The following is a 25,777-nucleotide window of genomic DNA, read 5'->3' on the forward strand; positions in this document are numbered from 1 at the left end:
CGCCTCTACCTCGCGGTACCTCGCCTCTCCCTCGGCGGGTGCGACCTCGCGGGTGTCAGGCGCAGTCGAGCGCGTCGACCTGCGCCTCGCGCGTGGTCGTCACCTCCTTCCCGTCGAGGGTCGCGACGCCGGTCACCGTGACGGCCCCGGCCGGGATCGTCGTCGCGCGCGCCGCGAACGACTGGTACGCGTTCTTGCCCGGCGCGACGTCGGCGAGCGTCCTCTCGCCGTACTGCGTCGTGAGCGTCATGGTGACGGGGACGTCCTCGCCGTTCGTGGCGCGCACGGCGACGTACGCCTTGCCGGCGAGGCACCGCGACGTCGCCTCGACCGCGAGGTCGAGCTCGGGCGCCGGGGGCTGCTCGCCGTAGGCCGCGAGGAGCGCGGCGTGCTCGGCGGCCGTGATCGGCAGGACGGTGCCGTGGCGCGGGCTGCTCGGCAGGTGGGCGTCGACGGACGTCCACACGCCCGAGTCGAGGTCGGTGGACTCGAGCGGCAGGTAGCCCTGCCCGCCGTGGTAGCTCGGCTGGTCGACGAAGAGGTACCACTTCTCCTCGGTGTTCGACTTGAAGACGGTCGGCCCCTCGCCCGCGGTGAGCGTGCCGCCCCACGGGTTGGGCTGGCCGTAGCCGATCTTCTCGGCGACGAGGTCCCAGTCGGTCGAGCGCAGGTCCGTCGACTTCTCGAGGCGCGGGATCATGTACGCCTCGTCCTTGGTGAACCGGTAGTACGTGCCGTCGTGCTCGACGATCGACGAGTCGATCATCCCCAGTCCGTTGCCGCGCTTCTCGTCGATCCACACCTGCGGCTCGGAGAACGTCACGAAGTCGCGCGTCGTGGCGTACATCATGCGCTGGTAGGAGTCGGCGATCCGGCGGCCGTCGGTCGAGGTCGTCGGGTAGAGCGCCGAGGCCCAGTAGACGATGTACTCGCCGCGCTGCGCGTCCCAGAACGCCTCGGGCGCCCACGTGTTGCCCGCGTACGCGCTCGACACCGTGACCATGCGCTGGTCGGACCAGTGCACGAGGTCGGTCGACTCCCAGATCATCAGCGCGCGCGACCCGCGCTCCTGCGCGTTGCCGAAGTCGTTGCCGCCGTAGATGCGCAGGTCGGTCGCGAGGAGGAAGAACCGGTCGCCCTCGGGCGAGCGGATGATGAACGGGTCGCGCAGGCCCTTCTCGCCGAGCGTCGACGTGAGCACCGGCTCGCCGTCGTTCAGCTCGACCCAGTCGAGCGGGTCGTTGCCGTTGCTCGCGCTGAAGTAGACGGACTCGCCGTCCGCGGTGCTCTCCCCCTCGAAGTACGGGAAGAAGTAGCCCTCGTAGTCGGCCTCGGCGGGCAGCGGGCGGACCGTGGCGTCGTAGGTGTGCGTCGCGGTCGCGCCGTCCTTGGTCGCCGTCACGGTGAGCTGCACGACGGCGGCCGGCTCGCCGTGGGCGGGCCGCGTCACCTCTCCCGTGGCCGAGACGGTCGCGGGGTCGGAGCTCTCCCACGTCAGCGTCGAGCCGTTCGCGCCGTCGGCGGGCAGCGTGAGGTTGCCGCGCACGTCGTCGAGGTGCGGCACGACGGCGTGGCTCGCGTCCCACGCGACGGCCTCGGTGGGCGCGAGGTGCGCGAGGACCGTGACGTCGAACTGGGCGGTGCGCGCGACCGCGCCGCGCGTGACGAGCGCGGTGAGCGTCACGGTCGCGTCGTCCTCGCCCGCGGCGGGTCGGGTGACCTTGCCTGCGGCGCTGACGACGCCCGGGGCGGACGACGTCCACGTGACGAGCGAGCCCTGCGCGCCCGTGGTGGGCAGCACGAGGTCCGCGGTGACGGCGCTCGTGTCGCCGAGGTCGAGCCCGGCGAGGTCGGCGTCCGCGGCGGCCGTGGAGGTCCGGGCCGCGAGCTCGGCCGCCTCGGCCGGGCTCAGCGCACGGTCGTAGACGCGGAAGTCGCGCACCTGGCCCTTGAGATAGCGGTCGCCCGAGTAGAGCGAGCGGCCGACGTAGTTCGCCGTCGTCTGCCCGCCGCCGATCTGGCCGGGATCGGTCGTGACGTTCATGGCCTGCTCGACCTGCACGCCGTCCTCGTAGAGCGTCGCGGTCGTGCCGGTGAGCGTGTACGTGAGGGTCTTCCAGACGCCGCGCTGGAGGTTGGAGCCCTTGGTCACGGTCTGCTCGGTCGACCAGTTCCCCGTGGCGATCGACGTCCGGTAGGCGTTGCCGGTCGTGAACAGGTAGCCGTTGCCGTTCGAGCCGCTGGAGTTGCCGAGCCCGTAGACGAAGTACGGCGTGCCCTGGTCCTGGCTCACGAGCACGTCGAGGCTCACGGTGACGTCCGTGAGCCCGGCGAGCAGGTGGTCGGGCAGGTCGACGTAGTCGTCGGTCCCGTCGAGCGTCGTGCCGTCCGCCGTCGGCGTCCCGCCCACCAGGGTGGCCGGGCCGAAGGCGGAGCCCTCGGCACGGTTCGCCGTCGTGCCGCCGGTCGTGCTCGCGGCGTCGAGCGGGTACCAGGCGACGAGCCCGTCCTCGGTGGGCCCGCCGACGTCCGCCGCGGCAGGCGCCGCGACGGTGGCGGCGAGCGTGGAGACGGCGAGCGCCCCCACCAGCCCGGCGGCGAGCGCCGAGCGTGCTCGGTGTGTCGGAATCATGTCGTCCTCTCCTCGTCGAGATGCAGGTCGTGCCGCCGAGGTAGAGCCCCGGTCCCGCGAGGTAGAGGCGTGGTCGTGACCACGCCTCTACCTCGGCCTACCGGGGCTCTACCTCGGGGGGATCGTCAGCCGCAGGGGTGGGCGTCGTAGGCGACGTCGTAGGGCGTGGTGGTCGGGGCGCCGTCGAGCACGGCCGTGCCGGTGACGGTCACCGTGCCGGCCGGGACCGACGTCGCCCGTGTCGCGAACGACTGGTAGGCGTTCGCGCCCGGGGCCACGCCCGCGAACGTCTTCGTGCCGTACGGGGTCGTGAGAGTGACGTCGGCGGGCACGTCGCCCGCGTTCGTCGCCCGCACCGCGACGTACACCTTGCCCGCGAGGCACCGCGGGGTGGCCTCGACGGTCAGGTCGACCCGGGGCGCGGGGGTCACGTCGACCGGGTCCACGCTCTCGAGCGTCGGCACGACCTTCTGGATGAGGCCGTCGTCGCCGAACGTGAGTCGGTCGATCGTCGTCTCGCGGTTCGTCCCGTTGCCACCGGGGATCGCGAACCGGTGGTAGGCGATGTACCAGTCGTCCGTGCCCTCGACGTTGAGGATCGAGCTGTGCCCGGTCCCGAGGATGCCCTGCGAGGCGTCCTTCTCGAGGATCACGCCGCGGTAGGTCCACGGGCCGTCGATGCTGTCCGACGTCGCGTAGCCGACGCGGTAGTTCTCCGATCCCGTGTCGTCGATCGAGTACGTGAGGTGGTAGACGCCGTCCCGGTAGTTGAGGAACAGGCCCTCGCGGAAGTCGCTCAGGCCGGGGATGCGCCGCAGCGTGTCCTGCTTGATCGACGTCATGTCGTCGTTCAGCTCCGCCATGACCGGGCCGTTCGACGGTCCGCCGTTGCCCCACAGCAGCCAGTACTTCCCGGTCTCCGGGTCGCGGAACGCTGCCGGGTCGATGGCCTGGCCGGACGTGACGGCCTCGCCGTTGGTGATCATCGCCGTCGGCTGCGCGGTGAACGGGCCCTCCGGGCTGTCGGCCACCGCGACGCCGATCGTCTTGCGGTCGTACGTCGGGTTGTGGCCGGAGAAGTAGAACCAGTACTTCCCGTCCCGCTCGATGATCGTGGGCGCCCACGCGTTGCCGGTCGCCCACGGGACGTTCCCGTTCGCGCCGTCGAGCGTGAGGAACGGCTGCTCCGAGCGCTCCCACGTCACGAGGTCGGTCGACTTCCAGACGTAGAAGTCCTTGCCGCCCCAGCCCGGCGTGCCGTCGGTCGTGGCGTAGAGGTAGAACGTGTCGCCGAACTGCGCGATGTTCGGGTCCGCGTACGTCCCGGGGAGCACGGGGCTGCCCATCTGCTTCGCCTGGACGGTCCACGTGCGCGACGACCCGTCCGGCCCGGTCACGGTGTACGCCACGGGCTGCGTGAGGTCCTGCACCGAGCCGTTCCCGGGCGTGACGGTCGCGCGCGGCGAGACCGTGAGGACCGGCGCGAGCGCGGAGACGTCCGTGCCCGGCTCGACGGCGAGCGTCACGGTCGAGCTCGCCCCGTCGACGATCGCGGGGACCTTGAGCGCGTCGAGCTCGGCGCCCGTGACGGCCGTGTGGTCGGCGCCGACCTGGTACACCTCGTCCGCCGTGAGCGCACGGTCGTAGACCCGGAAGTCGCGCACCGAGCCCTTGAGGTAGCGGTCGCCCGAGTACAGCGAGCGGCCGATGTAGTTGGCGAGCGTCGAGCCGTTCCCGATGTCCTTCGGGTCGATGGTGACGCCGGTCTGGCGGCCCACCTCGACGCCGTCCTCGTAGAGCACGGCCGTCGTGCCGGACAGGGTGTACGTGAGGTGCTTCCACACCCCGCGCTGGAGGTTCGCGTTCTTGGTGACGGTCTGCTCGGTGGTCCAGTTCCCCGTCGCGATCGACGTGCGGTACGCGTTGCCCGTGGTGAACAGGTACCCGTCGCCCGCCGTGCCGCTCGTGTTGCCCAGACCGTAGACGAAGTACGGCGTCGCCTGGTCGGTGGCGACCTTGACGTCGAGCCCGACCGTGACGTCGGTCAGCCCGGCGAGCAGGTGGTCCGGCAGGTCGACGTAGTCGTCCGTCCCGTCGAGGGTCACGCCCTCGCCCGTGCCGGAGAACGCCGCGCCGTTGGTCAGCGTCGCCGGGCCGAACGACGACCCCGGCGCCGAGTTCGCGGCCGTCGTGCCGCTCGTCTCGTCGAGCGCGTACCGCACGACGAGCCCCGGGATCTCGGTGGTCACCTCCACCGCGACGAACGCGGTGTGCGACCCGTCGGCCGTCGTCGCCGTGACCAGCGCGTGGCCCTCGCCGACGCCCGTGACGATGCCGTCGGCCGAGACCGTGGCGACGTCGGCGTCGTCCGACGCCCACGTGATCGCGCGCGCCGTCGCGTTGGCGGGCGTGACGGTCGCGGTGAGCTGTCGCGTGCCGCCGACGCCCAGCTCGAGGGACTCGGGGGTGACGCTCAGGCCCTCGACCGGGACGGCGTCGTCGGTCACGGTGACGACCGCGCGGGCACGCACGCTCACGCCGCCGCCGAGCGTCCCGAGGACCTCGAACGACCCGGCCTGCGCGTACGACGCCGGGTCGACCGCGTCCCACGTGACGCCGGCCTGGCCGGTCGAGCCGTCGGCGTACGTCGCGGTGACGGTCGCGGGCAGCACCGGCGCGGAGCCGGTCTGGACGGTCACGGCGACGTCCTCGACGGCCTCGACGAACGCGTCGGGCTGGTAGGTCTTGAGCAGGCGGTCGTACTCGGCCTGCGTCACGGGGAGCACCGTGCCGTGGCGCGGGCGCGACGGCATCTCGTAGTCGGACGACATGGTCCACTCGGCCGCGTCGAGCGAGGTCGACTCGAACGGCACGTAGCCACGGCCGCCGAACTCGTCGATGAAGAGGTACCACTTCTCCTCGGTGTTCGACTTGAAGATCGTCGGGCCCTCGCCCTGGTTGATCCCGCCGCCGAGCGAGTTCGCCTTGCCGATGCAGTCGGTGATGAAGTCGTAGTCCGTCGAGCGCAGCTCAGCGGCCTTCTCCGCGAGGATGAACTTGGAGCACGGCGTGGACGACGTGTTGTTCCGCTCGTCCTTGGTGAAGCGGTAGTACTGGCCGTCGTGCTGCGTCACGGTCGAGTCGATGACCGAGTAGCCCGGGTCGACCCAGACCTGCGCCTCGCTGAACGTCACGAAGTCGCGCGTCGTGGCGTACATCATCCGGTTGTGGGTGTTGCCCGTGTGGTTCGGGTCGTCCTCCGCGTAGAGCTTGGACGCCCAGAACACGACGTACGCGCCGATCGTCTCGTCGTAGTACGCCTCCGGCGCCCACGTGTTGCCCGCGGTGTCGGGCGAGACCTGCACGAGGCGCTGGTCGGTCCAGCTCACGAGGTCCGTGGACTCCCACACCATGATCGACTTCGAGCCGGTGCGCTGGGACGCGTCCCAGTTCCCGTTGCCGTAGATCTTGAGGTCGGTCGCGATCTGGTAGAACTTGTCGCCCTCGGGCGAGCGGATGATGAACGGGTCCCGCAGGCCCTTCTCCCCCAGCTCCGACGTGAGGACCGGCTGGTTGTCGTTGAGGTTCTGGTACTTCAGCGGGTCGTTGCCCTGGCTGAGGCCGAAGTAGACCTGCTCGCCCGTGGCGGTCCCCTCGCCCACGAAGTAGGAGAACAGGTAGCCCGCGAGGTCCTCCTGCTCGGGCAGCGCCGGCACGTGGGCCTCGAGCTCGCGCGTCGCGGTGGCCGCGCCCACGGTGACCTTCGCCGTGAGGGTCACGGTCTCCGCGTCCTCGCCGTGCGCGGGGCGTGTCACCTCGCCGGTGGGCGTGATCGTGCCCGACGACGTCGCCCAGGCCACGCTCGCGCCGTGCAGGCCCGTGGTGGGCAGGGTCAGGTTGCCGCGCACGTCGTCGAGGTTCGTCACCTCCAGCGCCGCCGCCGCGGCGTCTGCCTTCGCCTGGTCGCCGTCGCCCGGGAGGACCGTGACGTCGAACGTGCGGGTCTCGGTCGTGCCGCGCAGCGTCACCGTCGCGGTGAGGGTCGCGGTGGCGGGCTCGTCGCCCGCGGGGCGCGTGACCGCGCCGCTCGCGGAGACGACGGCCGCGTCGGAGCTGGCCCAGGTCACCGCCGAGCCGCCGACGCCCTTCGCGGGGAGCGCGAGGTCCGTGACGACGGCGCTCGTGTCGCCGAGGTCGAGCGCCGCGGCGTCGGCCGCGACGGCGTCCCGCGCGGCGGCCGACGCGAGGTCGGCGACCTCCTGCGCGGTGAGCGCGCGGTCGTAGAGCCGGAAGTCCTTCATGCGGCCCTTGAAGAGGTTGTCGGCGGCGTAGGCCGACTTCCCGAGCGCGTTCGCCGTCGTCGTGCCGCCGCCGATCGCCCCGGGCGTGATCGTGACGGCGGCGTTCTGCCCGACCTGCGCGCCGTCCTCGTAGAGCCGCGCGGTGCCGCCGCCGAGCGTGTACGTGATCGTCTTCCAGACGCCGCGCTGGAGTGCGGCGGCGGGGGCCTTGGCGGTGTTCTGCTCGCGCCCCCACGCGAGGTCGGAGATCGACGCGCGGTAGTTCGCGTTGCCGGTCGAGAACAGGTAGCCGTTCCCGGACTGCGGTGTGCCGACCGCCGGGTTGCCGAGGGTGTAGAAGAAGTAGTTGCCGCTCAGCGACGCGTCGACCCACACGTCGGCGCTCACCGTCACGGCGTCGTAGCCCGCGAGCAGGTCGTCCGGGAGGCTGACGTGGTTCGACCCGCCGAACGTCAGGCCCTGGCCGGGCTGCCAGCCACCGCCGGAGCCGGTGAGGGTCCCGTCGAGCCCGTTGCCGGAGGCGTCGTGCGCGACCGTCCCCCCGGTCTCGTCGAGCGGGAGCCAGAGCCGGAGTCCGTCCGCGGTCGGCTCGGCAGCGGTCGTGAGGGGCGCGGGCGCCGCGGACATCGGGCCGGCGGCCGCCGCGCCCGCGGGCGCGAGCGGAGCGACCAGCGCGAGCCCGAGCAGCGCCGCGAGCGAGCGGCGCCGGCGCCGGGCGCGGCGCTCCGCGGGCGTCGGGGGTGGTTGGTGGCGTGAGGTCATCGGTGACTCCTCGTCGTCGTGCCCGGCGTCGGCGCCGGTCGCGGGTCCGTCGTCGAACGCGCGTGTGAACGCTAACATGTGAACGCAAACATGGCGAGGATCGGAGGCGACCTCCTCCGTCGAAACCGTTGTCGACTTTCCTTCCGGGCTGGGACCTGTCGGGCGAACGATGCGTTTCCGCTCGACGCGCGGGGCGGACCAGCGCCAGAGCGGGCCGGCGTCCGCGACGCCGACCCGCTCCCAGGAGGTCTCGGCGCGACGTGCGCGCCGTCCCTCCCGTCCTCAGCCTCCGCAGGCCAGCGCGTCGAACGCGGCCTCGTACGGCGTGCTCACGTCGGCACCGTCGAGCACGGCCGCGCCCGTGACCGTCGCGACCCCGGCCGCGAGCGACGTGGACCGGGCCGCGAACGACTGGTACGCGTTCGCGCCCGGCGCGACGTCCTCCACGACGCGCGTGCCGAACGGCGTGGCGAGCGAGACGTCGGCCGGGACGTCGCCCGAGTTCGTCGCGCGGACCGCCACGTAGGCCTTGCCCGCGAGGCAGCGTGCGGACGCGGTCACGTCGAGCTCGACGGCCGGGCCGGCGGCGTCGGCCGCGAACTCCCACGTGTCCACCTCGACGAGGTCGACGCCCGCGGGGCCGGCGAACGTGAAGTACACGTCGTGGACGCCGCTCACGCCCTCCAGGGCGGCGGTGACGTCCGCCCACTCGCCCACGGGGGTGTCGAGGTCGAGCGTGCCGACGACGGCACCCTCGCGGTCGTCGAGGCGCACCTCGACGGTGGCACCCTCGACGAGCGGCTTGACGCGCGCCGCGACGCTCGCGGCACCGTCGCCGAAGTCGACCGACGACAGCGCCGACCAGTCGCCGTCGTCCACGTCGCGGACCACGAGGTTCGGCGCCTGCGCGCCGAACTGCGCCGAGCCGCCGTCGACCTTCGCGGTGGTGAGGCCCTGCTGCCACGCGAACGTCTCCGCCTCGAGCACCTGGAACGGGTCGAGGTCCTTGACCTGGTCCACGCCCGCGTAGTCGCCCACGACCTGCTGGACCGTGCCGTCCGCGTTGAACGTCAGCTCCTGGATGTGCGGGCTGCGGTAGCCCTGCGTGGTGCTGCCGTTGATGCGCTTGTTGAGCGTGGGCGCGTGGTACGTGAAGTAGTACTTGCCGTCCAGCTCGAACACCGACTGGTGGTTGTTGCCACCCGTGCCCGCGCCGAAGAACTGCGACTGGTTCGGGAACATCACGCCGGCGTACGTCTCCTTGGGGAACGACATCGGGTCGTCGGAGATCATGTAGCCGATCTGCCCGCCGCCCGGATACCCCGGGAGCGTGGCCTGGTTGCCGCCGAAGTCGTTGCCGCCGAAGTGCGACGAGTACGACAGGTAGTACTTGCCGTCGCGCTCGAACACCTGCGCCGCCTCGAACGCCACGGGCGCGTCCACGACGGCCGCCGTGCCCTGCGTCGAGACCATGTCGTCGCCCAGCTCGATGACGCGGATGTTCTTCGGGTTGTTGAACCGCTCCGCCGCCGGCATCGACGTCGACGCCGGGCCGCCGCCGAAGTAGAGGTACGCGCCGTCGTCGGTGACGAGCGGCGCCGGGTCGAACTTCCAGGCCACGGCCTCGGCGCCCGGGGTCCGCCCGTCGATGAGCGTGCTGTCGCGCTCGCTCGTCCACGGCCCGAGCGGCGAGGCGCCCGTGATGACGTTCGACGACCCGCCGCCGTTGGCGTAGTAGAGGAAGTACTTGTCGACGCCGTCGACCGTCTTCTTCGCCATGCCCGGCGCCCACGAGTTGTTCGTGAACGGCGCGACGCCCTGCGGTCCCGCGACCTGGATCTCACCGTGGTCCGTCCAGTTCACGAGGTCCTCGGACGAGATGAGCGTGATCTGGTTGATGCTGCCGTAGTTGATCTGCGGCGAGACGCCTGTCACCGGGTCGGGCGCGTAGCCCTGGGTGTCGTTCGTCATGTACATGTACACGCGCCCGTCCTCGACGAACCCGAACCCGTCGGCCCCGAACTTGTGGGAGATGAGCGGGTTGTGCTCGCCGGGCAGCTTGCCGAGCACCTCGATCGTCTTCGAGGGCGGTCCGGGCGGGGCCGCGCCGACGACGGAGACGTCGTCGAGCACGAAGTCCATGAGGTGCGTCGCCGGGTCGGCGGACGGGTTGCTCGTCCACGGCGTCTCGAAGAACAGCCGCGCGGTGCCGACGTTCTGGTCGGCAGGGATCGTGAACCGGCCGTCGAACGTCGCCCACTGGCCCTTGGTCGCGGTGACGCTCACCAGGTTCGTGTACGTCCCGCCGCCGTAGTGCATCGTGGCGAAGAACTGCTTGGTGGCCGGGGCCGCGGCGGCGTCGTAGCGGATCCTCGCGGTGAGCTCGTACGTCTCGCCCGCGCGGACCTTGCCGCTGAGGTCCTGCATCGGACCGGAGCCGGTCGTCGCGCGCTCGGTGGTCAGGGCCGCGGCCTCGCCCGCGAACGCCTGGTCGGTGGTCGACAGCACGGCCTTGTCGGTCGCGTTGCCGTTGTTGACGAACCAGCCGGTCGTGCCGTCCTCGAAGCCGCCGTTGACGACCAGCTCCTCGTCCGCGGCGTACGACGGCAGCGCGGCGAGCGACGCGGAGAGCAGCGTCGCGAGCGCGGCCCCGGCGACGGCGCCGCGCAGGCGACGTCGTCTGCGGTGGTGCGTGTCCATGGATCCTCCTCGATCGATGTGGGTGTCCTGCGCGTCCGCGCGCCTCGCGCGGACGGTCGTGCCGACGGCGGGGTCGCGCCGTCGTCCTGCGCCCTCCTCTCGTCCGGGACCGGCGGCTGGGTCAGCCGCCGTACGCGACCGTGCGGGTCGCGGTGGACCCGTCGGTCGAGCGGGTGACCGAGACCGTCACCTCGCCCGCGGGGACGCTCGTCAGTCGGCTCGCGAAGGCCTGGTACGCGTTGCGGCCCGGCTCGACGCCGGCGAACGACCGGCTGCCGTACGGCGTGGTGACGACGACGTCCACGGGCACGTCCTCGTCGTTCGTCACGCGCACGGCGACGTAGTCCTTCCCGGCCAGCGCGCGCACGCTCGCCTCGGCCGTGAACGCGACCTCGGCGACGTCGGTCCGCACGAGGGACGCGACGGCGAGCGCGAGCGCCCACGCGGGCGCGTCCGCCTCGTTCTGCGTCGACGGCGCGGTCGTGGCCCGTGCCGACGCGAGCCCCTTCTCGACGGCGGACCACGACTCGACCGTGTAGTCCGCAGGGTCGAGCCCCTCGGCCTCGGCGACGACGGCGTCGAGCGCCGTCCGGTCGGCGCCGCCGTCGGCGTCGAGCACGTCGCTCAGGAGGAAGTGGTCGAAGTCGACGTGGCCGCCGGTCTGCTCCTTGGCGTAGGAGAAGAGGCCGAACCGGTACCCCATGAAGTGGGACAGGCTCCAGTCCATGACGAGCGGCCCCTGGCGCGCACCGAGCGGCTGCCAGGTCTGCCCGTCGAGGCTGTAGGAGTACTGCACCCAGAGCTGCCCGTTCGGGGAGGCGAAGTCCGCGTCCGCCTTGAGGTGCACGTCCGTGCGCTCGCCCAGCGGGACCTGCGACCCGGGGACGAACGACTCGACCGCCTCGCGGTCGATGGTGTCGGAGAACGGCTGGAGCCGGGTGACGAGACCGAGCGTGCGCTCGCCGTCGACCTGCTGGACGCCCGCGTACGCGAAGCTGCGTCCGTAGACGGCGAGGCCCGCGACGTCGCCGTCGAGCATGCCGGAGACGTCGAGCCTCGTCTGGGCCGACGACGTCGGGCCGAACGTGCGCTGACCGAGGGTGTTGCGCGCCTCCTCGAGATACGTGAGGTCGCGCCCGGGCGCCTTGGTGTATTCCGCCTCCCCGGTCACGACGTGCCCGTTGGTCAGGCGCAGCCAGCCCTCGCGCTCGGTGAGCGACCAGTACCTGTTGTCCGGCGCGTGGTTCCACTGCCACGCGAGGTCGAGGTCCGAGCCGTTGTACGAGACCTCCTCGAGCGTGGGCGTCTCGAGGTCCGGCGCGCGGCCGACGACGGACACGTCGTCGAGCAGGTACTCGACGCTCGACGACGGCGGCTGCGGGTTGCCCCACGGCGTCTCGACCGCGAGCTTGAAGGTCCGGACGTCGGCGTCCTGCGGGACGGTGTAGGTGCCCCGGACGGTCGTCCACTCCCCCGGCGTGGCGTTCGCCCACGCGAGCGTGGTGACGCCCGCGCCCCAGTCCCCGACGAGGTTGAAGCGGACCTGCGCCGGCCCGGAGGCGTAGCGGACCCGGGCCGAGACCTCGTAGGTCACGCCCGCCTGGATCTTCCCGCCGAGCTGCTGGTTCGGGCCGGAGCCGTTGAGCGTCCGGCCCGCGACGCGCAGCGCGCCCGTGCCCGACGCGGCGCCGCTCGTCTCTCGCGACAGCGTCGCCCCGAACTGCGCGGCCCACGGGGCGGTCCCGGCGTCCTCGAACCCGGGGTTGGCGACGAGCTCGACGCCGAGCAGGGACTCGTCGTACGTGGGCGCGTCGGGTACCTCCCAGACGGTGTCGCTGAACGCGCGGTGCTCGGCGTCGTTCGCGAAGTCGTCGGAGGCGACGATGCTCTTCAGCCGCTCCCGGCGCTCCGTCGCCGGGTCCAGCACGATCGGCTTGGCGAACGTGTCGCCGACGCGGACCACGCCGTCGTCGCCGAACGTGGGCCAGCCGTCCTCCCACGTCGCGGGGATGAGCGCGGGGATGCGGCCGAGCGGGTAGGTGTCGCGGAAGAACATCCCCCACCACTCGTAGCCGCCCGCGCCGTCGGGCACCTCGACCAGCCCGCCCTGGGCGAAGCCGTCGGAGTTCAGCGCGCTGCGCGCGACGTACGGGTTCGACCCGTCGGCGGTCTCGTAGCGACCCAGCAGGTGCGGCGAGCGGAACAGCACCTCCTGGCGGTTCTGTCCGCTGGGCCACGTGATGATCGCGACGTAGTACTCGCCGTCGATGTAGTGCACCTGCGCGCCCTCGAACAGCCCGCCGACGAACGGCTCGCCCGCGTAGTCCGCGGCGCGGAAGATGTTCGGGAAGTCGGCCTCGATCGCGGTGAGGTCGTCGTTCAGCCGGACGGCGCTCGTCGCGCCCGAGCCGTAGAAGATGTAGGGCGTCCCCCCGTCGGCCTCGTCGAAGAACAGCGACGGGTCGTGAAACCCCCGGCCGAGCGCGGTGCGCTCCCACGCGCCGTGCTCGACGTCGTCCGTGCGGAAGAGGTACGACCCCCCGAGGTCGTTGGTGTTGAACACCACGTAGAACGTGCCGTCGCGATAGCGCAGCGAGGACGCCCACTGCCCGTTGCCGTAGCCGTTCTTGCCGTTGCGCAGCGATGACACGTCGCCGACGCCGAGCCGGTCGTAGACGTACCCGACGATCTCCCAGCTCACGAGGTCGTACGACTTCATGATCGGGGCGCCAGGGGCCAGGTGCATCGTCGTGCTGATCATGTAGTAGAGGTCGCGGCCCTCGTCGTTCTCGGCCGCGGGGACGCGCGTGACGCTGATGTCCGGGACGTCGCTGCGCAGGAGCGGGACGTCGTACGTCCCGTCGCCGCGGTCGGTCGTGGTCAGCCCGGTGAGGGCGCTCGCCGCCGGGAGCTCGTCGTCGGCCGTCGCGGTGGCGTGCGCCGCGGGCAGGCCGGCCCCGAGCGCCAGCACCCCCGCCACGATCGTCGCCGCGGCCCGTCGTCTCCGGTGCCTGCTCATGTTCTTCCTCCTCGTCGAGGTTCTTCTGTCGGGTGGTTCATCTGGCGGATATCGATGTCGGAACCGATTTCGACGGACGCCGCGTCGCTTCCGTGCTCGAGCGGTGGTGCAGTGGTGCGGTGGCGGCCCGCGCCGGGGCGCGGGCCGCGCCCTCGTGGCCCGCCGGACCGGCCACGAGGGAAGCGTGCTCTCGCGAGGTAGAACCCGCGGTCGCGAGGTAGAGCCCGGGGGCTTCTACCTCGGGTCCTGCGGTTCTACCTCGGCTTCGTTCAGCCGCAGTCGAGCGCGTCGTAGGCGACGTCGACGGTCGAGGTGACCTGCTCGCCGTCGTCGGGCTCCGCGGCTGCGGCCGGCAGCGACGTCGCGAGCGCGACGGTGCCGACCATCCCCGCCACGAGGGCGACGGCGACGGACCGGCGGCGCGCCGGTCTGCGCCCGGAGGTGCGGAGGGACGGGTGAACAGAGATATCCATAGGGCTTCCTCTCATCGTCGAGAGACACGCACCGTTGCGTGTGAGCGTTCACAAGTTGGGCCCGAGCCTAGTGTGAGCGCTCACATTGCACAAGGGTGGCGCCGTGACACCGCCGGTCGGGCGACGCCCGACCGACCCAGGGGTGCCGGCCCCCGTCCAGCTCCGGTGATCCCGGGCGAGAGGCCCGGGCAGACGGCCGTGGTGCCGGGCCCGCGCCCTCGTGACGTCCGAGGACGTCGCGCGGGCGGACCCGGCACCGCAGGTTCACCTCCGCCTGACGACCAGCACGCGCTGCAGGATCACGAAGACCAGGAGCAGCACGCCGATGACGATCTTGGTCCACCACGAGCTCAGCGTGCCCTCGAAGGTGATGATCGTCTGGATGAGGCCGAGCACGAGCACGCCCAGCACGGACCCGAGCACGAAGCCCGTCCCGCCCGTGAGCAGCGTGCCGCCGATGACGACGGCCGCGATCGCGTCGAGCTCCATGCCCACACCGGTGAGCGAGTAGCCGGACCGCGAGAACATCGCGAAGAGCAGGCCGCCGATGCCGGCGCACGTGCCGCTCACCACGTACACGAGCACCTTGGTGCGCGCGACGGGAAGGCCCATGAGCATCGCCGACTGCTCGCCGCCGCCGATCGCGTAGACGGTGCGGCCGAACTGCGTGTAGTGCAGCACGTAGAACGCGATCGCGACGACGACCAGGGAGATGATGACCGCGGTCGTGATGCGCCAGCCGTCGCCGAACTGCTGGCTCCAGCCCGCCAGGGCGACGAACGACTCGTCCGTGATGGGGATCGACTGGAGCGAGATCACGTAGCACAGGCCGCGCGCGAGGAACATCGCCGCGAGCGTCGCGATGAACGGTTGGATGTCGAAGACGTGCACCATCAGCCCGACCGCGAGGCCGAGGACGGTCCCGATGAGGACCGAGATGAGGAGCACGACGGCGACGGGCCAGCCGCTCTGGAGCAGGGACGCCGTCGTGATGCCCGAGAGCGCCACGACCGCGCCGACCGACAGGTCGATGCCGCCCGTGAGGATGACGAAGGTCATCCCGACCGCGAGCACGATGAGGAACGAGTTGTTGATGAAGAGGTTGGAGAGGACGCGGGCCGAGAGGAAGTTCTCGTACCGGCTGCCGCCCACCACGAGCATGAGCGCGAGCACCGCGAACGTGCCGAGGACCGGGAGGTAGCGCCGGTCGAGGCGGACGCGGCTCGTGAGTCGCTCGGTCATGGACGGGCCTCCGGGGGCGGCGGTCTCGGCGCCCCGAGGGTCGGGGGGCGAGGTCGGGGCAGGGGTCTGCACGGCGGACATCAGGCGCTCACCTCCGCGGCCGCGGCGGCCGTCGGGGCCGCGCGACGTCGTCGGGCGGCGACCAGGTCGCGCACCTTCGGGGACTGCGCGAGGCAGACCGCGATGACGACGATCGCCTTGAACAGGGGCGTGACGGACGGCGAGATGCCGAGCATGGTCACCGTGAGCGTGAGCGTCTGGATGATGAGGACGCCGACCAGGGTTCCCGAGAGCGAGAACTTGCCGCCCGCGAGCGACGTGCCGCCGATGACGACGGCGAGGATCGCGTCGAGCTCGATGAACAGGCCGGCGTTGTTCGCGTCGGCCGCCATGGTGCTCGACGAGATCATGAGGCCCGCGAGGCCCGCGAACAGCGCGCACACCGCGTACACGGTCCAGATGATGCTGCGGGACTTGACGCCCGCGAGGCGGCTCGCCTCCGGGTTGATGCCGACGGACTCGATGAGCATGCCGAGCGCCGTGCGGCGCGTGAGCAGCGCGACCGCGGCGAACACCAGGCCGGCGAGCACGACCGCCACCGGGATCCCGAACCAGAAGCCGGAGCCGATCGCCTTGAACGGCGCACTGTTGACCGTCGTGATCTGGCCGCCCGTGATGAGCATCGCGACGCCGCGGCCCGCGGTCATGAGCACGAGCGTCGCGATGATGGGCTGGATCCCGAGGACCGAGACCAGGAAGCCGTTCCACACGCCGAGGACGAAGGACAGCGCGAGCGCGATCCCCGCGGCGACCAGGACCGTCGTGAGGCTGTCGGGCGAGGGCGACGACGCGATGAAGCTCAGCGCGACGGCGCCGGAGATCGCGACCACCGCGCCGACCGACAGGTCGATGCCCCGCGTCGCGATGACGAGCGTCATGCCGAGCGCCACGAGCAGCAGCGGGGCGCCGTTCTTCAGCAGGTTGACGAGCGAGCCGAACAGGTGCCCGTCCTGGAGCCGGACCGACAGGAAGCTGGGCCGGTTGATGGTGTTGACCGCCAGCAGCACGACCAGCGCGACGATCGGCCAGAAGAGCCGGTGCTGGACGGCGCGCTGCCAGGCGGGTGCCGTGGTGCTCATGACTCCTGCCCTCCGCTCGCGATGAGCTCGACGACGTCCTCGACCGTGACGCCCTCGTCGTTGGTGATCTCCGCGACCTTGACCCGGTCGCGCATGACGGCGATGCGGTGGCTGAGCCGCAGCACCTCCTCGAGCTCGGCCGAGATGAACACGACCGACATGCCCTCGCCCGCGAGCTGGGCCACGAGCTTCTGGATCTCGGCCTTGGCACCGACGTCGATGCCGCGCGTCGGCTCGTCGAGGATGAGCAGCTTGGGGGCCGTCGCGAGCCAGCGCGCGAGGAGCACCTTCTGCTGGTTGCCGCCCGAGAGGTTCTTGATGAGCGCGTCCGGGTTGCCGGGGCGGATCGCGAGCGCCTTGATGTACGTCTCGACGATCTCGTCGACCTGCTTCTTCGGCAGGCGTCGTGCCCAGCCGCGCTCCGCCTGGAGCCCGAGGACGATGTTCTCGCGGATCGTCAGGTCGCCCACGATGCCCTCGGCCTTGCGGTGCTCCGAGGAGAAGGCGATCTTGCGCTGCATCGCGCTGCGCGGCGTCCGCAGGCGCGCGGGCGTGCCGCCCACGCGCACCTGGCCGGAGTCGGCGCGGTCCGCGCCGGCGAGCAGGCGCGCGAGCTCCGTGCGGCCCGAGCCGAGCAGGCCGGCGAGGCCCACGACCTCGCCCGGGTAGACGTCGAGGTCGAACGGCTGCACCGAGCCCTTGCGACCGACGCCGAGCGCCTGGACGAACGGCGTCGTCCCGTCGCGGTCGGCCACCGAGCGCTTGGGCGCCTCCTCGAGCTCCTCGAGCACCTCGAGCGAGGTGCCGATCATCTTGGAGACGAGCTCGAGCCGCGGGAGCTCGGCGGTCACGTACTCGCCGACGAGCTTTCCGTTGCGCAGGACCGTCATGCGGTCCGAGATCTCGTAGACCTGCTCGAGGAAGTGCGAGACGAAGAGGATGGCGACGCCCTCGTCGCGCAGCCGCCGCACGACGGCGAAGAGCTGGGCGACCTCGTCCGCGTCGAGGCTCGAGGTCGGTTCGTCGAGGATGAGGACCTTGCACTCGACGACGAGCGCGCGGCAGATCGCGACGAGCTGCTGCACGGCGAGCGAGTGGGAGGCGAGCGACGACGCCGGGTCGATGTCGAGGTTGAGGCGGGCGAGCATCTCGCCCGCGCGCCGGCGGGTCCTGCGCCAGTCGATGGCGCCGAGCCGGCGCGGCTCGTGACCCAGCATGATGTTCTCGGCGACCGAGAGGTTCTCGCAGAGGTTGACCTCCTGGTACACCGGCGAGACGCCGGCGGCCTGGGCCTCGCCCGGGCCCGAGAACGTGTGCTCGGCGCCGTCGACGACGATGCGACCGGAGTCGATCGAGTAGACACCGGTGAGCGCCTTGATGAGCGTCGACTTGCCGGCGCCGTTCTCGCCCATGAGGGCGTGGACCTCTCCGGGCCGGAGCGTGAGGTCGACTCCGTCGAGCGCCTTGACGCCCGGGAACTCGATCGAGATCCCGGTCATCTCGACGACGGGTCGACCGTCGGGGACGGCGGTAGTCATGGGTGACCTTCCGTGCAGCGGTGGCGGCGGGACTGCCGGGCCCCGGGGCGCCTCAGGACGCCGGCGACGTCGGCATGCCGGCGGTGGTGCGTCGGCCGCGCGCCGGGGAGACGTGCTCTCCCGGCGCGCGACCCGTCCGTGGTGGCGGAGCGGTCGGCGTCGACCGGCTCCGCCGGGCGGGCGGCCGTCCCGGATCTCTCCGCGACGGCCGCCCGGTCCCGGTCAGTACTCGCGCGTCGGGAGCGCCTCGACGGCCTGCTCCTGGGTGAAGGACTGGTCCTCCACGACGATGCGCTTCTCGACCTCCTCGCCGGCGACGACCTTCTTGATGATCTCCGCCAGGTCCGGGCCGAGGAGCGGGTTGCACTCGACGATGAAGTTGATCTTGCCGTCGGCCAGTGCCTGCATGCCGTCCTTGACCGCGTCGACGGTCACGATCTTGATGTCCTCGCCCGGGACGAGACCCGCGGCCTCGATCGCCTCGATGGCGCCGAGGCCCATGTCGTCGTTGTGCGCGTAGACGAGGTCGATGTCGTCGTGCGCCTGGAGGAAGCCCTCCATGACCGTCTTGCCCTCGGCGCGCGTGAAGTTGCCCGTCTGGGAGTCGATGATCGTGACGTTCGGGTTGTCCTTCGTGGCGTTCTCGAACCCGGTCTTGCGGTCGATCGCGGGCGCGGCGCCCGTGGTGCCCTGGAGCTCGACGACGTTGATGGGCTCGGTGGCGAGGTTCTCGGAGACCCAGTCGCCGGCCATCTCGCCCTCGAGGACGAAGTCGGAGCCGATGAACGACTCGTAGAGGGTGTCGTCCTCGGAGTCGACCGCGCGGTCGGTGAGGATGACGGGGATGCCGGCCTGCTTGGCCTCCTCGAGCACCGCGTCCCAGCCGGACTCGACGACCGGGGAGAACGCGATGACGTCCACGCCCTGCGCGATGTAGGAGCGGATCGCCTGGATCTGGTTCTCCTGCTTCTGCTGCGCGTCGGAGAACTTGAGGTCGAACCCGTTCTCGGCCGTGAGCGTGTCCTGGATGGACTTGGTGTTCGCCGCGCGCCAGCCGGACTCGGCGCCCACCTGCGAGAAGCCGACGACGATCGTGTCGCCGCTGCCGCCGTCGCCGCCTGCGTCGTTGCTGCTGCCGTCCGTGCTGCCGCCCCCGCTGCTGCACGCCGCGAGCGCGAGGACCGCCACGCCGGCGAGGACACCCGTCAGACGCGTGCGCGCCTTGGTCGTGCTGAACATGCTCTCCTCCTTGAGATGCGACCTCGGCGCCGTGCCGAGGGTCGTCGGGTCGTGCCAGCCCACCATCGGGCTGTTGACTCTTGTTGATACATGTTTGCTTGTGTCAATGTCTAGCGGTGTCAGCACCCCTACCGCAAGCCCCGACCCCGCATTCCGCATAACCGTTCGGTAACCGTTGTGGTCACCGCCCGACACTGCGACGTGCCGACCGCGCGGAGCCTGCCGGGGCGCTGAGCGCCAGACCTGCGAATGTGATCGCTCACACCCTCCCGAGAGACGATGTTAGCGCTCACACGCGCGAAGGGGAAGCCGCCACCCGTCACGGTTCGGTCACGACCGCGAGGCCGCGCCCGAGCCCGCGCCGACGGCTCCCCCGAGCGGCGTCAGAGGCCCTGCGCGACGCGGTAGAACACCTGGTTCCACCGCACCTGGTCGCGGAAGCCCCGGCGCGTCGTGCTCTCGTCGATGACCAGCAGCTCGGTGCGCGCGATGTCCGCGAACACCTCGAACGCGTCGATGCCGGCCGCGGTGGACAGCACCGTGTGGTGCGCGCCGCCCGCGGTGAGCCACGCCTCCGCAGACGTCGCGAAGTCGGGGCGCGGCTCCCACACCGCGCGCGCGACCGGCAGGTGCGGCAGCGGGGCGGAGGGCGCGACGACGTCGACCACGTTGGCCGTGAGGCGGAACCGGTCCCGCATGTCCGCGAGGGACACGACGACGCCGACGCCCGGGTCGGCGTCGAACACCATGCGGACCGGGTCCTCCTTGCCGCCGATGCCGAGCGGGTGGATCTCGACCCGAGGCTTCGACGTCGTGAGCGACGGGCAGATCTCGAGCATGTGCGCGCCGAGGATCTTCTCGCTGCCGGGCGTGAGGTCGTAGGTGTAGTCCTCCATGAGCGACGCCCCGCCGGGCAGGCCCTCGCCCATGACCTTCGCCGCGCGCACGAGGACGGCGGTCTTCCAGTCGCCCTCGGCGCCGAAGCCGTAGCCCTTGGCCATGAGGCGCTGGACGGCGATGCCGGGGAGCTGGCGCAGGTCGCCGAGGTCCTCGAAGTTCGTCGTGAACGCCTTGGCGCCCACCGACTCGAGGAACGTCTCGAGCGCGATCTCCTGGCGGGCCGCATAGCGCAGCGACGCGTGCCGCTCGCCGTCCTTGCGCAGCTCGGGCACCACGTCGTACAGAGCCTCGTACTCCGCGACGAGCGCGTCGACGTCGGCCTCGGAGACCTCCTCGACCGCGCGCACGAGGTCGTTCACGCCCCAGGTGTTCACGCTCACACCGAACCGGAGCTCGGCCTCGGTCTTGTCGCCCTCGGTCACCGCGACGTTGCGCATGTTGTCGCCGAAGCGGGCCAGGCGCAGCTCGTGCGTCGCCGCCCAGCCCGCGGCGCCGCGCACCCAGGACCCCACGCGCGCCGTGACGGCCGGGTTCGACACGTGCCCGACGACCGTCGTGCGCGCGACCCCCAGGCGCGTCGCGACGTACGCGTACTCGCGGTCGCCGTGGGCGGCCTGGTTGAGGTTCATAAAGTCGAAGTCGATCGTGTCCCACGGCAGCTCGACGTTCGCCTGCGTGTGCAGGTGCAGCAGCGGCTTGCGCAGCTGGTCGAGGCCCCCGATCCACATCTTCGCGGGGCTGAACGTGTGCATCCACGTCACGACGCCCAGCACGCGGTCGTCCGCGTTGGCGTCCAGCATCGCGCGCCGGATCGAGCCGGCGTCCTTGAGGACGGGCTTCCAGACCACGTTCGCCGGGACGTCGGGGGACGCGTCGAGGACGCGCGCGACCTCCTGCGACTGCTCGGCGACCTGCCGCAGCGTCTCCTCCCCGTACAGGTCCTGGCTCCCGGTGAGGAACCAGATCTCGCGGTCCGCGTAGGGCTTGCTCATGTCGGTCCACATCTCTCGTGTCGTGGGGCGTTCCCGCACCGCTGCGGGCCCGTCCCGGGTGGTCGTGCTGGTGTCGTGCTGCTCGTGCTCTGCGCGCCGTGGGCGCCGGGTCCGGGTCGTGCGCGGCGGACGGCACCGACCCGTGGTCAGCGCGGTTCCGGCGCGGGCTGCTGCCCGTAGACGTGCTGGTAGCGCGCGTACAACGAGTCGACGTCGTCCTGCGCGATGCGCGTGGGCTCGCCGAGCTGGCGGCTGACGTGCACGGTCCGCGCGACCTCCTCGCACATGACGGCCGCCTTGACAGCTGCGCGCGCGTCCGTGCCGATCGTGAACGGCCCGTGGTTGCGCATGAGGACGGCGGGGCTGCGGGAGCCCCGCAGGGTCTCGACGATGCCGCGCCCGATCGAGTCGTCGCCGATGAGCGCGAACGGTCCGACGGGGATGTCTCCCCCGAACTCGTCGGCCATCATCGTCAGGACGCACGGGACGGGCTCGCCGCGCGCGGCCCAGGCGGTCGCGTACGTCGAGTGGGTGTGCACGACCCCGCCCACGTCCGGCAGGTGCCGGTACACGTACGCGTGCGCCGCCGTGTCCGACGACGGCGACCGGTCGCCCTCGACGAGCACCGCGTCGAGGTCGCACACGACCATCGCCTCGGGGGTGATGTCGTCGTACGCCACGCCGGACGGCTTGATGACGAGCAGGTCGCCCGAGCCGTCGGGACGCGTGGTGTCCCGGACGCGCTCGGACACGTTCCCGGCGGTCCAGACGACGAGCTCCCACCGCGGGAGCTCGGCGTGCAGCGCGGCGACGCGCTCCTTGGCGGCGTCGACGGCGTCGCGCAGGTGCGCGGGCACCGCCGTCACGGCGACGGGCGCGGCAGCCACGTCCGCGGCCGGGGTGGGCGTGCTCATGCGGGGTCCTCTCCTTCGGTGCGGGTGGGCAGAGCCGTCACGGCGGCACGCTCGACGGCGAGCCCCGCCGCGTAGCGCTCGAGGTACGCGGCGAAGCCGGCGACGTCGGCGGGGTCGGGGACCACGGTCTCGATCTCCGCCGTGGCGAACACGTGCTCGCGCAGGTACGCGCCGAGGTCGTGGGCGGCGACGTCGGCCCTCGTCCCGGACGCGCTGCGCGACGACGCCCGGTCGCGCGCGAAGCCGGCCAGGACCGCGATGCCCCAGGCGCCACCCTCGCCCGCCGTGTTCCCGACGCTCACCGGCGCGTCGATCGCCGCGGCGAGCAGCCGCTGCGCGACGCCCGCGGTGCGGAACATGCCGCCGTGCGCGAGCATCCCGTCGAGCCGGACGCCCTCGCCCGCGAGGACGCGCATCCCGAGCGCCAGGGTCCCGAAGGCGCCGTACACCTGCGTCCGGGCGAAGTTGGCGAGCGTGAGCCGGCTGCCGGGCGTGCGCACGACGAGCGGCCGGCCCTCGTCCAGGCCCGTGATCGGCTCGCCGGCGAGGTAGTTGTAGGCGAGCAGGCCACCGCCGTCGGCGTCGCCGTCCAGCGCGGCGCGGAAGAGCGCGCCGAACACGTCGTCCGGGCTCGCGTCGCTGCCGACGGCCGCCGCCAGCTCGCCGAGCAGGCTCGCCCATGCGTCGAGCTCGCTCGCGCCGTTGTTGCAGTGGACCATCGCGACGAGGTCGCCCGCGGGAGTCGTGACGAGGTCGAGCTCGTGGTGCACGCTGCCGAGCGGACCCTCCAGGACGACCATCGCGAAGATGCTCGTACCCGCGCTGACGTTGCCGGTCCGCGGCGCGACGGCGTTGGTCGCGACCATGCCCGTGCCGGCGTCGCCCTCGGGCGGGCAGAGCAGGACGCCGGGGGCCAGCGTGCCCGACGGGTCGAGCCAGGCCGCGCCCTCGGTCGTGAGGCGGCCCGCGTCCTCGCCGGCGACGAGCACGTCCGGCAGGAGCTCGGCGAGCTTGGGCCCGTCCCGGTGGCTCGCGGCGCGCTCGTCGACGAGCGCGAGGAGCGCGTGGTCGTAGTCGCGCGTCGCCGGGTCGACGGGGAACATGCCCGACGCGTCGCCGACCCCGAGCACGTGGCGGCCCGTGAGGCGCCGGTGGACGTACCCCGCGAGCGTCGTGAGGCTCGCGACGTGCGCGGCGTGCGGCTCGGCGTCGAGGATCGCCTGGTACCAGTGCGCGACCGACCAGCGCAGCGGGACGTTGTACCCGAGCAGCTCGGTGAGCTCGGCGGCGGCCGGGCCGGTCGACGTGTTGCGCCACGTGCGGAACGGGACGAGCAGCTCGCCGTCGGCGTCGAACGCGAGGTACCCGTGCATCATCGCGGACACGCCGAGCGCGCCGTAGGTCGTGGGGCGCACGCCGTACCGCTCCTCGACGTCGTCGACGAGGCGCGCGTAGCAGTCGCGCAACCCTGCCTCGACGGCGTCGAGCGGGTACGTCCACGTGCCGTCCTCGAACCGGTTCTCCCACGCGTGGCTCCCGCTCGCGAGCGGCGTGCCCTCGGCGTCCACGAGGCACGCCTTGATCCGCGTCGACCCGAGCTCGATCCCGAGCGCGGTCTCCCCCGCCACGACGGCCGCCCGACGGCGGCCGACCTCGTCCTGCTGCACCATTGCTGTTTCTCCTCGTCGCGGCGTCGCGCCTCGGTCGTTGAGTACCTTCTCGAATGTTAGCGCTCACAACCGGTGGGGCCAACTCCCCCGGGCACGGGTCTGCGTGAGCGGTGCGCAGGCGTCAGTCGCGCGGCGTCGCCGTGCTCTCGCGGACCATGAGCTCGGGCGGGATGGAGACGGGTCGCACGGTCGCCCCGGACAAGGCGTCGATCATCATGCCCATGCACCGGCGCCCGAGCGAGCCGAACGGCTGGCGCACGGTCGTCAACGGTGGGATGAAGTGCCCCGCACCGGCCACGTCGTCGAACCCGACGACCGAGACGTCGGACGGTACACGCACGCCCTGCTCCCAGAACGCCCGGAGCAGGCCGAGCGCGAGCTGGTCGTTGCCGGCGAAGACGGCGGTGGGCCCGTCGCCCGCGCGCACCGCGTCCGCGAGCTCTCTGCCGACGGCGTAGCCGCGGTCGGAGGACCAGTCACCGCGCACCGGCTCCGGCACGGGTGCACCGTGCTCCTCCAGCGCCGCGCGCCAGCCCGTCTCGCGCTCGCGCGCGTCGAACCAGTCGAGCGGGCCGGACAGGTGCAGCACGGTGGTGTGCCCGAGGCCGAGCAGGTGCTCCGTCGCGAGCCGCGCGCCGAGCCGCTGGTCGACGGCGATCGAGAGGATCGCGCCCGGCGCGCCGAGCGCCCCGGCGCTCGGGCGCACGACGTCCGCGACCTCGCCCTCGCCGGGGTGGTCGCGCGCCGCGATCATGATGACCGGCACGGGAGCCCGGAACGAGTCGACCGCGGCCGCGACGTCGGTCTGCGGCGCGATGACGACGATGCCCTCGACGCTCTGGTCCATGAAGTGCTCGAGCACGCGGTGCATCGTGTCCGCGTCGTAGCGCCGGATGGTCGCGACGCTCACGAAGTACCCCTGCTCGCGCGCCGCCTCCTCGACCGCGATCAGGGTCGACGTCGGACCGTACAGCGCGGAGCCCGTCGTCACGACGCCGATCGTCCCGGAGCGCATCGTCACGAGCGCGCGGGCCGCGCTGTTGCGTCGGTAGCCGAGGGTCGCGATCGCGTCGAGGACGCGGTCCCGCGTCTCCGGGCGCACGCTGGGGTGGTCGTTGAGCACGCGCGAGACCGTCTGGTGCGAGACGCCCGCCAGCCGCGCGACGTCGGACATCGCGGGCGGACGGGTGCGCGGCGACGGCCCGTCGCTCATGACCGTGCCCCCTCGGGACCGCGAGCCGGTGCAGGAGCGGCCGCGAGCGCCTCGGCGAGCTCGGCCGACCGGTCGCGCGCTGCCTCGAGCGCGTCGAGGAACGCAGCGCGCACCCCGCCGGCGTCGAGCCGCCGCAGGGCGGCGACGGTCGTGCCGCCGGGCGACGAGACCTTCTCGCGCGCGATCGCCGGGTGCTCGCCGGTCTCGCGCAGCATCGTCGCCGCCCCGTGCACCGTGGCGGTGGCGAGCTCGAGCGCCGTCGCGCGCGTCAGGCCCAGCAGCACGCCCGCCTCGGCGAGCGCGTCGATCACGTAGAAGACGTACGCCGGGCCGGAGCCCGAGAGCGCTCCGACCGCGTCCTGGTCCTTCTCCGCGACGCGCACGACGAGCCCCGTCGCGGACAGCAGGCGCTCGACGAGCGCGACGTCGTCGTCGTCCGCGGCGGCCCCGCCGCTCACCGCGCTCACCCCGGCGCCCACGACGGACGGTGTGTTGGGCATGACCCGCACGACGGCGGTCCCCGCCGGCAGCCGGTCCTCGTAGAACGCCGTGGGGAGCCCGACGACGACGCTCACCACGACCGTCCCCTCGCCCACCGCGTCGCGGACCTCGGCGAGCAGCGCCGCGACGTCCTTGGGCTTGACCGCGACGACCACCACGCCGGCGCCGCGGACGGCCTCGACGTTGTCCTGCGTCGTCGTGACCCCGTGGCGCCTCGCGAGCTCCTCGCCGCGCTCGGGTCGGCGGACCGTCGCGACGACGTCGGCAGGGTCCCAGCCCGCGGCGAGCGCGCCGGCGAGGACGGTCTCGCCCATGACGCCCGTGCCGAGGACGGCGAGCCGGCGATCAGGGACGGGCGGGGTCGGCAGGTCGGTCATGGACGATCAGCTCCCGGTGGTCGGTGAAGGCATTCTTGCGCACCCGGCGGGTGCTCGGGACCGGTCAGGGTCCCGGGGACGTCGTCGCGGGCCCGGCGGTCCCCGGCCGCGCCCGGTGGGCGAGGCGGTGTTCGAGGCAGGGTGGGAGCCGGCGTCGAGCGGAGG

14 protein-coding genes are annotated in these 25,777 nt (G+C 72.2%); all 14 read right to left on the reverse strand.

Translation table 11 applies throughout. The annotated features are described in order from the left end of the window. Nucleotides 1–55: 55 nt before the first annotated feature. Complete coding sequence (locus tag AC6CH9_RS00295; RefSeq protein WP_498153111.1) at nt 56–2,632, reverse strand: immunoglobulin-like domain-containing protein; 2,577 nt, start codon at nt 2,630–2,632, stop codon at nt 56–58. A gap of 125 nt (nt 2,633–2,757) precedes the next feature. Continuing rightward, entirely contained in the window at nt 2,758–7,695 is a 4,938-nt protein-coding gene (locus AC6CH9_RS00300; RefSeq protein WP_498153112.1) for a family 43 glycosylhydrolase, read from the reverse strand. A 282-nt stretch (nt 7,696–7,977) separates the two neighbouring features. Then, a complete protein-coding gene (locus tag AC6CH9_RS00305; RefSeq protein WP_498153113.1) occupies nt 7,978–10,395 on the reverse strand; it encodes a family 43 glycosylhydrolase in 2,418 nt (805 codons plus the stop codon). Nucleotides 10,396–10,516: 121 nt separating this feature from the next. Further along, nucleotides 10,517–13,414: a beta-xylosidase family glycoside hydrolase gene (locus AC6CH9_RS00310; RefSeq protein ID WP_498153114.1), complete on the reverse strand. Its 2,898-nt coding sequence runs from the start codon at nt 13,412–13,414 to the stop codon at nt 10,517–10,519. 269 nt (nt 13,415–13,683) lie between these two features. Further along, a complete protein-coding gene (locus AC6CH9_RS00315; RefSeq protein WP_498153115.1) occupies nt 13,684–13,887 on the reverse strand; it encodes a hypothetical protein in 204 nt (67 codons plus the stop codon). Between the two features lie 264 nt (nt 13,888–14,151). Continuing rightward, complete coding sequence (gene yjfF / locus AC6CH9_RS00320) at nt 14,152–15,129, reverse strand: galactofuranose ABC transporter, permease protein YjfF (RefSeq protein ID WP_498153116.1); 978 nt, start codon at nt 15,127–15,129, stop codon at nt 14,152–14,154. Between the two features lie 80 nt (nt 15,130–15,209). Continuing rightward, nucleotides 15,210–16,268 (reverse strand): ABC transporter permease, encoded by a 1,059-nt coding sequence (locus tag AC6CH9_RS00325; RefSeq protein WP_498153117.1) that lies wholly within the window; start codon nt 16,266–16,268, stop codon nt 15,210–15,212. Then, nucleotides 16,265–17,806, reverse strand: a complete 1,542-nt coding sequence (locus tag AC6CH9_RS00330) for a sugar ABC transporter ATP-binding protein (protein ID WP_498153118.1) — start codon at nt 17,804–17,806, stop codon at nt 16,265–16,267. The genes AC6CH9_RS00325 and AC6CH9_RS00330 overlap by 4 nt, the downstream gene beginning before the upstream one ends. Before the next feature lie 222 nt (nt 17,807–18,028). Continuing rightward, nucleotides 18,029–19,045, reverse strand: a complete 1,017-nt coding sequence (locus AC6CH9_RS00335) for an ABC transporter substrate-binding protein (RefSeq protein ID WP_498153119.1) — start codon at nt 19,043–19,045, stop codon at nt 18,029–18,031. A 383-nt stretch (nt 19,046–19,428) separates the two neighbouring features. Then, the gene (gene araA, locus AC6CH9_RS00340; RefSeq protein ID WP_378230456.1) at nt 19,429–20,937 is read right to left on the reverse strand and encodes an L-arabinose isomerase; all 1,509 of its coding nucleotides are present in this window, start codon (nt 20,935–20,937) and stop codon (nt 19,429–19,431) included. A gap of 146 nt (nt 20,938–21,083) precedes the next feature. Beyond that, nucleotides 21,084–21,851: an L-ribulose-5-phosphate 4-epimerase gene (locus tag AC6CH9_RS00345; protein WP_498153120.1), complete on the reverse strand. Its 768-nt coding sequence runs from the start codon at nt 21,849–21,851 to the stop codon at nt 21,084–21,086. Beyond that, nucleotides 21,848–23,521, reverse strand: coding sequence for a xylulokinase (locus AC6CH9_RS00350; protein WP_498153121.1), 1,674 nt, complete (start codon nt 23,519–23,521; stop codon nt 21,848–21,850). The genes AC6CH9_RS00345 and AC6CH9_RS00350 overlap by 4 nt, the downstream gene beginning before the upstream one ends. A gap of 121 nt (nt 23,522–23,642) precedes the next feature. Next, nucleotides 23,643–24,734 (reverse strand): LacI family DNA-binding transcriptional regulator, encoded by a 1,092-nt coding sequence (locus tag AC6CH9_RS00355; protein ID WP_498153122.1) that lies wholly within the window; start codon nt 24,732–24,734, stop codon nt 23,643–23,645. After that, complete coding sequence (gene proC, locus AC6CH9_RS00360; protein ID WP_498153123.1) at nt 24,731–25,612, reverse strand: pyrroline-5-carboxylate reductase; 882 nt, start codon at nt 25,610–25,612, stop codon at nt 24,731–24,733. Before proC ends, AC6CH9_RS00355 begins: the two co-directional genes overlap by 4 nt. Nucleotides 25,613–25,777: the final 165 nt, after the last annotated feature.

Source organism: Cellulosimicrobium sp. GQ32 (assembly GCF_059758455.1).

Bases quoted from the DNA above. Each gene is read 5' to 3' on its own strand.
- AC6CH9_RS00310 (WP_498153114.1), bottom strand. From the start codon at position 13,414: ATGAGCAGGCACCGGAGACGACGGGCCGCGGCGACGATCGTGGCGGGG.
- AC6CH9_RS00330 (WP_498153118.1), bottom strand. From the start codon at position 17,806: ATGACTACCGCCGTCCCCGACGGTCGACCCGTCGTCGAGATGACCGGG.
- AC6CH9_RS00335 (WP_498153119.1), bottom strand. From the start codon at position 19,045: ATGTTCAGCACGACCAAGGCGCGCACGCGTCTGACGGGTGTCCTCGCC.
- AC6CH9_RS00295 (WP_498153111.1), bottom strand. From the start codon at position 2,632: ATGATTCCGACACACCGAGCACGCTCGGCGCTCGCCGCCGGGCTGGTG.
- araA (WP_378230456.1), bottom strand. From the start codon at position 20,937: ATGAGCAAGCCCTACGCGGACCGCGAGATCTGGTTCCTCACCGGGAGC.
- AC6CH9_RS00350 (WP_498153121.1), bottom strand. From the start codon at position 23,521: ATGGTGCAGCAGGACGAGGTCGGCCGCCGTCGGGCGGCCGTCGTGGCG.
- AC6CH9_RS00315 (WP_498153115.1), bottom strand. From the start codon at position 13,887: ATGGATATCTCTGTTCACCCGTCCCTCCGCACCTCCGGGCGCAGACCG.
- AC6CH9_RS00300 (WP_498153112.1), bottom strand. From the start codon at position 7,695: ATGACCTCACGCCACCAACCACCCCCGACGCCCGCGGAGCGCCGCGCC.
- AC6CH9_RS00355 (WP_498153122.1), bottom strand. From the start codon at position 24,734: ATGAGCGACGGGCCGTCGCCGCGCACCCGTCCGCCCGCGATGTCCGAC.
- AC6CH9_RS00325 (WP_498153117.1), bottom strand. From the start codon at position 16,268: ATGAGCACCACGGCACCCGCCTGGCAGCGCGCCGTCCAGCACCGGCTC.
- AC6CH9_RS00305 (WP_498153113.1), bottom strand. From the start codon at position 10,395: ATGGACACGCACCACCGCAGACGACGTCGCCTGCGCGGCGCCGTCGCC.
- AC6CH9_RS00345 (WP_498153120.1), bottom strand. From the start codon at position 21,851: ATGAGCACGCCCACCCCGGCCGCGGACGTGGCTGCCGCGCCCGTCGCC.
- proC (WP_498153123.1), bottom strand. From the start codon at position 25,612: ATGACCGACCTGCCGACCCCGCCCGTCCCTGATCGCCGGCTCGCCGTC.
- yjfF (WP_498153116.1), bottom strand. From the start codon at position 15,129: ATGACCGAGCGACTCACGAGCCGCGTCCGCCTCGACCGGCGCTACCTC.